We start from the raw sequence: 619 nt of genomic DNA on the forward strand, positions 1-619 counted from the left end.
CTGCCGCTAAGCGTGGACCGCGCGGACGCGATCACCAATGTGTTGAACGAATGGCTGCCCGGATCGCACGCGCTCAACGCGCGAATGCGGGCAGCGGAGCTGGACGAGGTCATGCCAGTTACCCCGTTCGCGGCTCCACAGACGAACCAGGCGGAGCCCGCTGATGACTGACGACCAACTTCTTGATTTGACGCTGACCGAGGCAGCCGACCGCGTAGCTCGGCGGAAGGTCTCACCGGTCGAGCTAGTGCAGGCCGCCCTGCAGCGGACCGAGCGCATTGCAGAGACGAACGCGTTCATCTCGGTGCTGGCCGAGGAGGCACTGACCGTGGCCAAAGCCAGCGAAGCGATGATCAACGCAGGTCACCGGCTCGGCCCACTGCACGGCGTGCCGGTGGTACTCAAGGACAACATCGACGTCAGCGACCAGCTCACCACCGCGGGTAGCAAGGTACTCGCCGATCGACGCCCGGTCGGGGATGCCACCGTCGCAGCGAAGCTGCGCTCCGCCGGAGCGATCCTGCTCGGCAAGACGAACATGCATGAGTTCGCCTGGGGCGCAACCTCGGCGAATCCGCAATACGGGTTCGTTAAGAACCCCTGGGATACCAGCAGAATG

1 protein-coding gene is annotated in these 619 nt (G+C 64.6%); it reads left to right on the plus strand.

Translation table 11 applies throughout. The features are described from left to right. Positions 1 to 163: 163 nt before the first annotated feature. Positions 164 to 619, plus strand: a 456-nt coding sequence (locus ABD323_RS43695) for an amidase (protein WP_344447571.1), incomplete at its 3' end; no start/stop codon positions are given.

This window comes from Kitasatospora nipponensis (genome assembly GCF_039528135.1).
GTDB lineage: Bacteria > Actinomycetota > Actinomycetes > Streptomycetales > Streptomycetaceae > Kitasatospora > Kitasatospora nipponensis.